This is a genomic window from Rhodopila sp., from assembly GCF_035548235.1.
Lineage (GTDB): Bacteria > Pseudomonadota > Alphaproteobacteria > Acetobacterales > Acetobacteraceae > Rhodopila.
Map to the genome: position 1 here is coordinate 1 of NZ_DASZTJ010000123.1, position 7,692 is coordinate 7,692.

General features: G+C 63.9%; 10 protein-coding genes and 1 tRNA gene. 4 read left to right on the forward strand and 7 right to left on the reverse strand.

Translation table 11 applies throughout. The features are described 5' to 3' along the window. Positions 1 to 77: 77 nt before the first annotated feature. Both VHB27_RS10765 and VHB27_RS10770 read right to left on the reverse strand, forming a co-directional pair. On the reverse strand, positions 78 to 281 hold the full coding sequence (locus tag VHB27_RS10765) for a hypothetical protein (protein WP_325600148.1): 204 nt from the start codon (positions 279 to 281) through the stop codon (positions 78 to 80). A 95-nt stretch (positions 282 to 376) separates the two neighbouring features. Beyond that, entirely contained in the window at positions 377 to 1,126 is a 750-nt protein-coding gene (locus tag VHB27_RS10770; RefSeq protein WP_325600150.1) for a ParA family protein, read from the reverse strand. 37 nt (positions 1,127 to 1,163) lie between these two features. Here VHB27_RS10770 and VHB27_RS10775 point away from each other — a divergent pair, with 37 nt between their 5' ends. Next, a complete protein-coding gene (locus VHB27_RS10775) occupies positions 1,164 to 1,637 on the forward strand; it encodes a hypothetical protein (protein ID WP_325600152.1) in 474 nt (157 codons plus the stop codon). A 98-nt stretch (positions 1,638 to 1,735) separates the two neighbouring features. After that, positions 1,736 to 2,767 (forward strand): hypothetical protein, encoded by a 1,032-nt coding sequence (locus VHB27_RS10780; protein ID WP_325600154.1) that lies wholly within the window; start codon positions 1,736 to 1,738, stop codon positions 2,765 to 2,767. Between the two features lie 82 nt (positions 2,768 to 2,849). Here VHB27_RS10780 and VHB27_RS10785 read toward each other — a convergent pair whose 3' ends face one another. Both VHB27_RS10785 and VHB27_RS10790 read right to left on the reverse strand, forming a co-directional pair. Continuing rightward, positions 2,850 to 4,634 (reverse strand): site-specific integrase, encoded by a 1,785-nt coding sequence (locus VHB27_RS10785; RefSeq protein WP_325600156.1) that lies wholly within the window; start codon positions 4,632 to 4,634, stop codon positions 2,850 to 2,852. Between the two features lie 120 nt (positions 4,635 to 4,754). After that, a tRNA-Ser gene (locus VHB27_RS10790) sits at positions 4,755 to 4,844 on the reverse strand. 231 nt (positions 4,845 to 5,075) lie between these two features. Here VHB27_RS10790 and VHB27_RS10795 point away from each other — a divergent pair. Beyond that, positions 5,076 to 5,426 (forward strand): hypothetical protein, encoded by a 351-nt coding sequence (locus VHB27_RS10795; protein WP_325600158.1) that lies wholly within the window; start codon positions 5,076 to 5,078, stop codon positions 5,424 to 5,426. 142 nt (positions 5,427 to 5,568) lie between these two features. Further along, a complete protein-coding gene (locus VHB27_RS10800; protein WP_325600160.1) occupies positions 5,569 to 5,835 on the forward strand; it encodes a hypothetical protein in 267 nt (88 codons plus the stop codon). 80 nt (positions 5,836 to 5,915) lie between these two features. On the opposite strand, the gene VHB27_RS10805 is transcribed toward VHB27_RS10800, so the two are convergent. From VHB27_RS10805 to VHB27_RS10815, 3 genes are all read right to left on the reverse strand, one after another. Next, positions 5,916 to 6,551, reverse strand: a complete 636-nt coding sequence (locus tag VHB27_RS10805; RefSeq protein WP_325600162.1) for a peroxiredoxin — start codon at positions 6,549 to 6,551, stop codon at positions 5,916 to 5,918. A 173-nt stretch (positions 6,552 to 6,724) separates the two neighbouring features. Then, the gene (locus VHB27_RS10810) at positions 6,725 to 6,907 is read right to left on the reverse strand and encodes a hypothetical protein (RefSeq protein WP_325600164.1); all 183 of its coding nucleotides are present in this window, start codon (positions 6,905 to 6,907) and stop codon (positions 6,725 to 6,727) included. 204 nt (positions 6,908 to 7,111) lie between these two features. Beyond that, a complete protein-coding gene (locus VHB27_RS10815) occupies positions 7,112 to 7,612 on the reverse strand; it encodes a CreA family protein (RefSeq protein WP_325600166.1) in 501 nt (166 codons plus the stop codon). Positions 7,613 to 7,692: the final 80 nt, after the last annotated feature.

A 7,692-nucleotide genomic window follows, 5' to 3' on the forward strand; every position in this document is an offset into this window, starting at 1 on the left:
ATCGTGGCATCGTGGCATCGTGGCATCGAACGGGTGCCAGCCTGGCGGGTGGTGTCAAGCGGTAGTGGCGACGGGACCTACGGCCTGTTAGATTGGCCGCGGCGCATGACATAGTCCGGATACCAGGGCGCCAGCTCATCATAGCCAGGCCGGCCCTGCCCGCGCAGATGCGCATCGAGCAGCAGGTTGATCAGCATGCTGACGCTCATCCCGTTGTCGCGGGTCAACTTCGCGACCTCGTCCAGCACCGCCCGAGGAACCCGGCAGGAGGTGCACGCCATATCCTGGATGCTGCGTGGAGCGTCTGCTCCACGCCCTGCCGCAGCCGCCTCGATCATCTCGGCCAAACTGCCCGCCGGGAGGCTTGGGGACCCTGTCACAGCAGGGCCATCCTTTGGCTGTGGGCCCGTGCGATCTCGCCCCTGAGGCCATCGAACACCCGGGCAAAATTCTCCCTGGCCGGATCTGAGGTCTGGATCTCGAGCACGCCTCGCCCATTGGGATAGACCCGCCGATAGCTCGATAGCTGCTGCATGGCGATCGGCAGGAAGGGGGCAAACTCGGCAAACGCTTGCTTCAGCCCCTCGATCTCGGCTGTTGCTTCCCGATTTGCCTCGTTGAACACCACCAGATGCGGCACCTGCCTGGCCTGGGCGATGCGGATGAACCGCCCCAGCTCCTGCATGTCCTGATGTGTGGGCTTGCTGGGAGAGACGAGAAGATCGACGACCTCCATGACAGGGCCGGTCGCCAGCACATCCCGCCCCGGCAGGTCGATGAGCACCATGTCTGAACCGGCAATGTTGGCTGCGAGGGTCTCCAGAATGTCCCGGGGAGCGCACTCGACCACGGTCGGGTTGTTCAGGTTCGCCGGTCGCGGCCATTTTTGGCTGGTGCGCTGCTCGATGTCGGCATCGATGATCAGCACTCGCCGTCTCGCGCGCGCATAGCCGACGGCGGTGTTGAGCAGCAACGTGGTCTTGCCGCACCCACCCTTGCCGCTCGCCACCAGCACGACGGAGGTTCCATCCAGGCGAGCCCGGTTGATCACCCCCAACGCCCGGCCGTGCAGGGACGGAACCGGAGATTCTCGTGTGATAAAGCCGCCCAGGGCTGGAACGGGCATGATCCTGCTGCTTGCTATTCTCGATTGATATAATATCGTGGCAACCTTCATCGCGAGTCAAGCTCAGGGTGCCGGCGGCATGTTCTTCTTCTTTCTGAATGCACGCGAGCCATTCGACAGCCCCGAGCTCGAACGGTTCGGACAGGCGCTGGAAACGGCCCAGATCCGATATCCGAACATGACCGTATCGATGCTGTCGACGTTGCTGCGCGTCGGGCTCGCACCTGCTGAGAGGGGAAGCCGGGTGTCGGTCTCCGACATTGTCGAAGGCTCGCCCAACCAGAAATACCCCACCATCGCCCGTCAGATCGACCTGCTGGGGGAAACTGGACTGGGCCTCATCGACAAACAGAGCGACGCCGAGGATCGCCGGATCCGCTATGTCGCCGTCTCCCGGAAAGGCAAGCTCCTGCTGCAGGAACTCGACCTCATCCTCGCGCCTGGTCGCAAGAGTAGACTTGACCGGCAAGCAGTTGGTCGAAAGGCGATAGCAGCCCGCAGCACACGGTAGGGCCGATAGAGGACGAAAAGTCCCTGGCATACTGAGCGCGGGATTCTTGCAAGGCTGAGGGTTACAGTCGCAGCACTGTAACATAGCCGGCCCAGAAAATGATGCCTTCAACCGACCCCCTCCCCGACTGCCTGCGCCGCAGCGATGCCGGCGGTCATGTGCAAACCCGGACAGCCGAGACCGAGGCCCGCTACCGGGTCCGCTTCGCCAGCATGCTCAAAACTTTATGCCGGCGACACAGGTGGGCGGAGGCCGACGCCTATGACCTGGCTGTCGACCTCGGAGAGCGCGCCTCGTGCTACAGCCGGAACAGCCTGAAGCAGTTCCATGCCGCCATTCGTCAGCATTTGCGCGACCGCTGGAGTGAAGGCAGCATTGAGGTCGACGAGGTCGAACACATCGACGCCCTGCTGCAGACCCACACGCCCGCCCCGCGTCGCAAAAGCGGCGTCCCTGCGCTGACGTCGGCCGGCCGTCCCAAATCCGCCGGCCCGGGAGAGATATCCGCCATCGTCGGTGTCTTGCTGCGCGACGCCACCCCGATCCGCCAGATCGCAGCAGGGCTGCTCGAATATGGCATCGAGTTCGCCACCCGCCCCAGCGAGTTCCTGTCCCTCACCCGGACTGCCAATGGCGGCTTCATAGTGCGGTCCGCCAAATACTCGACCGACAACAGACGTGGGCTGCAACCTGTTCACGCCCTGCCCCTCGAGCATCTCGAGCCGCACCACCTCGCGGAGCTCAAGCATCTTGCGCGACTGATCGCGGCCGAGCGCGCCGATGGTGCCACCACCCACTCCCTGCTCCGCCGCTGCCAGCAAGCCATCCGGATCGCCCGTGCCGAGATCGGGGACGGCTCCTCTCGCATCACCGCCTATACCGTTCGCCATCAGGCGCGGGCCAACTGCGTCGCCATGGGCATGACGCCCGAAGAAGTCGCCGTGCTTATGGGCCATGCCAACGCCGACACCGCACAGGCCCATTACGGCCGCGTCGCCTGGTCTGGCCTCAAGGGCGCCACTCCGCCCCGGGTCAGTCCCGACCTCGTCGCCATAGTTCGGCCGCCGCATCCGTCCCGCGGCTGGCCCGGTGGCCGAGACCTTGAGGGCGGGAATGCTCCGCGGTTTTGAAGCGGTAGGTTGGAGAGAACGGGAAGCCGGTCCTTGGGTACACAACCGGCCAAAATGAAGCTAACTCGACTTAGCTTCGCTTTCATTGCATCGCTTCGATCTCAGCCTTTCCGCGCAAACCCGTCCCAAGCGGAATGATTACCCGGTCGATCGCGACAACCTCGTCCACCGTCAGATCCTTGCTCATATAGCCCCGGTGCACCGCATTGGTCTGCGCCTCGGTGTCCTCGTCGTGGCCGACCCATTTGAGGATTGTGTAGGCGTCGACGCGCGCGTCGTGACACGCTTGGATGAAGAAACCCCGGAACGAATGGAATGTCAGCTTGGCCGCGCGGTGGGCGGGCACATTCCATTTGAGGCGATGCGCATTGAAGAAGTCAGCCTCGAAATGCACCTCTGGCCGTCCCCGCGCGGCACCCTTGCGATGCTGCGTCCAGTTCGGAAACAGCCGGTCGTGGCCAAGTTCCTGCTGTCGCTCCCAGAATTTGAGGAAGCCGATCTCGACCAAATGCGGATGAACGGGGATGCGCCGGACGGCGTTGCCCGTCTTGTAGCCTTCCTCATCATTGGCCGCCTCACCGTCCTCCAGTTCGAGCACCAAAGTGGGCCGGCCGAACCAGGTCTGCATCTGTGCGGGACGCAGCATACCGATCTCGGTGATCCGCATGCCCGTGTGCATGGAGATCAGGGGCGCCCAGTAGATGTGGTCGTCCGCAAAGACGCGGTCCCCCGGCGAATAGCGGTGCAGCCGCGACGCGCTGCCCGCATAGACGGGACAGCTGGTGATCGCCGTGATCTCCTCGGCCGAAAAGGGTGCCCGACCGGAGCTCCGGCTGGCGCGCCGGCGCTCGTGCACCATCAGTGACGGCGCCTGAAACGAAAACATCCGCCGCCTGTTGCCGTGCCGGACCAGCCGCGTGATGGCGCCCAGATAATTGGAGTTGAGCGTCGTCGCCCCAAGCCGGGGATAATCGCCTCCCTTGGCCTGCATCTGTCGGGTGAAGGCAACGAGATTGTCGGGCGTGGCCCGACCACGCATCTGTGGGATGAGTTGAGCGAACTCATGCAGCTGGTCCCAGATCGCCAGCGGAATATCGGGGACGGCCAGCGTCCGCACCTCGGGGCACAAATCCTCGAAGAGTTTGACCGCCCGTTCGATGTTGGCCCGGTTGTCCGAGCCGGTAGTCTTGCCTTCCCGGCCGAGATAGTCCGTCATCAGGTAGCGTAGTGTGTAGACCGGCCCACTACTGACCGGCGGCGGTGCCGGCTGGTGAGTAGCCGATGACGGCACCGGCGGCCTGCTTGCAGCCGGCGGATCGACCGGGCGCGACGCCGCCTCCCGCCGCGGTGCCGCGCCAAGAGCATCGAGGATTCGGTCGAAACCTGACAGGTCCACTCCGGCTGGATACGGCCCCGACCGGCTCTCCGCCTCCTTCGGTCGCGCCGCATAAAGCGCCTCGCCCTGCACGGTGGCCTGATTGAAATGGACCAACTCTTGGTAGACGGTGTCCAGATGCTCACCCAGCCCAAGCTCCTCTCGGGCACGGCGGATAATCTTGTTCCCGACGCTGCCCAGCGCCCGGCGCCGCACCAGATCGGCTCCACTCATGGCCGCCGGCTGCAGAAGCTGCTCGTCGATCAGCCGCTGGGTCAGGTGCTTGAGCGCCTCCTGGGGCTCCATGCGAAGCAGCTCTTCGAACACCGCCAGTGCCTCCAGTCCCCGCCTGATCGCCTCGGCACGATCCTTGGTGCCCAGCGACAACCGCAGCACCGTTCCCGCAACGCGTCCCTGCCAGGCCCGCGGCAGCCGTTTTCGCACATAGTAGATTGCGCCGACCTTTTCCACATAGGCGCATTTAGCCGCCATTGATTGCTCCCGGCTCATATCCGTTGGCCGGAGCGGGACGACACATGCATCATGCATGTGCACAAGTCCCGGAAATTCTCCGGGAGCTTAAGCCATTGAAAATACACAGTTACCAGAGAATGGCGGAGAGAAAGGGATTCGAACCCTTGAGACGGTTACCCGCCTACACACTTTCCAGGCGTGCGCCTTCGACCACTCGGCCATCTCTCCGCGCGAGGCGGGCGCCGGTGGGACCGGCAACGCTGGCCCTTGCCGCGTAAGGCGGGACGAGGGGGCGGAACACCCCTCCAAAGGCGCGGGCAATATACTCATGGACGGGCGCGCCGCAAGTGCCGGAAATCATGGGCTGTGGAGGGGTAGCGAGGCGGCCGCTGCGTCCCTTGTGCGGGCGCCGCGCTGCATGCAAAAAGGGCCGAACTCCAAAGGTTTCGCTGGACGTTTGTGGTGCTGGCGGCGAAAGAGGGCAGCATGCGGCTCCTGCTCAGGATCATCGGTACCCTGCTCATCGCCTGCGCGGTGATCCTGATCATCATCGATGGCACGAAATCGCTGGGCGCCAATGCGTTGGTGTTCACGCCGCTGAGTGAGAGCTGGACCCAGGTGAACGCGCAAAGCCTTGTTGTGGTTCATGAATTTCTGACGACCAGGCTGTTCGGCCCGATCCTGAAGCCGATCGTCGATGCGATCCTGGGCTGTCCCGGGTGGGTGGTGATCGGGGTTCCCGGGCTGCTGCTGGCCTGGGCCGGGCGATCGCGGCGGGTGCGCGTCTTCATCCGCCAGGACCAGCTCTGAGCATTTCCCGCACCGTGACGCAGTGTCAGGTTATCGCGGGTACGCGCGAGCGCTTTGGCGTGCAGATCGCCGGCCGTCCGATTGACGACACGCGGGGCGGTCTCTTTACTCGGGGTTTCCTTGACCGGGCCGGGGACCGGGAATGATTGCCATCCTGCTGTATCTGATCGGGCTGATCTCGGTCGTCGTCACGGTCGTGCTCGCCGCCGTCGATGCGCCGGCCATCACGCAGAGTCTCGTTGCCGCCTACAATTCCGGACTCGACGCGGTGCTGCCGGCGCTGGGGCGGGCCGCGGCGTCGCTGAACTGGGCGCTGGTGCCGTTTCTGGGCGGGCTGCTGCTGATGGGCTTTGCACGGATCATGATGCTGCTCGGCGCGATCCGACACGCCCTGAAAGGTCCAGCCTAGAACAGCGATTCAAGAAAAATGGCCGCCCCGAAAGGCGGCCGCAGTCTTCGTCAGGAGACGACCAGGAGATAGTGCGGTGCTCAGCCCTGCGGCTGCGGCACGATGCGCAGATATGGCCGCGGCGCCTTCCAGCCGCCGGGGAATTTCGCCTTGGCGGCCTCGTCGGTGAGGTTGCCCCCGATGACCACGTCCTCACCCGGCTTCCAGTTCACAGGGGTCGAGACGGAGTGCCTGGCGGTCAGTTGCAAACTGTCGATGGCGCGCAGGATCTCGTCGAAGTTGCGGCCGGTCGAGGCCGGATACTCGATCTTGAGCTTCACTTTCTTGTCGGGGCCGATGACATAGACGGCGCGCACCGTCAGCGAATTGTCGGCATTGGGATGGATCATCCCGTACTTGGTGGCGATCTCGCGGGTCGGGTCGGCGATCAGCGGAAAGTTGAGCGCGGCCCCTTGGGTTTCTTCGATATCCTTGGACCACACATCGTGGTTCTTGAGCTCGTCCACGCTGAGGCCGAGGACGACCACACCGCGCTTGTCGAAGTCCGGCTTCAGCTTGGCCGTGTAGCCGAGCTCGGTGGTGCAGATCGGCGTGAAGTTCTTGGGATGCGAGAACAGCACGGCCCATTTGCCGTCGATGTAGTCATAAAAGTGAATGTGACCCTGGGTGGTCTCCGCCTCGAAATCGGGGGCGGTATCGCCGATGAGAAGTGCCATTTCGTTAAGTCCCTTCCGGCCCGCTCGCTCGGGCCATGCTGGGAGACACTATCGGCGTTTGCCGCCAGCGACGGCAGCGCCGGCGGGAAAAATTCTTTGTATTTTCAGTGCGACGCCGACCAAGCCATTCCGCCGTACGGGCAATCGGCGCGAAGTTTCGGGCGGGACCGGACTCAGAGGTTCGCGGCGGCAGCCTCGATGGCGAAAAACACCAGCAGCGGGGTGAAGGCGAACGCGAACGCCACGCCCTGACGCGCGTTGACCAGCCGGGCGATGCAGAAGAAGGCAACGAACGCCACCACACTCGCCATCAGAGGCGCGTAGGTGCCGTTGAAAAATCCGAAGATCGCGAACATCGAGTGACCTCACTTGCCGCCGAAGGCGCGGATGTGTCGCGTTTCTCAATGCCGGAGCAAGGTCCGAGAGGCAGGCGGTTGCTTGCTCGAAACGCATCATCGATGGTGCAGCCGCGAGGGTGGTGGGGACCTTACCGGTCACCGCGTGATTTGACGCAAATTGGCCTCAAGAGCTGCCACCGGGAGATACCCCAATGTGGTGGATCAGCTCGGCTTGCCGTTGCTCCAGGTGACGTCGATGCCGTTGAGCGGCACGGCGGAGAGCGACATCTTGCCCGAACCCATCTGCAGTTCGCGCGCATGGGCGAGATAAAGCAGGGTGTTGTTGGCCTTGTCGTAGACGCGGGTGATGCGAAGCGATTTGAAGATCAGGCTGCGCTGCTGCTTGAAGATCTCCTGGCCGCCGGCCGAGGTGGAGATGTTGCCGATGGTCACCGGCCCCGAGGCGGCGCAATCGATGGCCGAGTAGGACGGGTCTTCGAACCAATTGCCCTGCTGCAGCCGGTCGATCAGGCTGCGGTTGAAGTAGGCGACGTGGCAGACCACGCCCTTCACATCCGGGTCTTCCACCGCCTCGATGGCGATGTCGTTACCGGTCCAGTCGACGTTGATCTTGCCGACACCGGTCGCGTTGTCCTTGCCGCAGGCGGCGAGCAGCACAACGAGCACGAGCGCCCCGGCGGCGCGGGCGAGATGGGTCAGCATGGGCGTGTTCCCTCGACGGAGCCAATGACCGCGATGATGTGGGGATGATCCCGGCGGACGCAAGTGGGGGCGGTCGATGG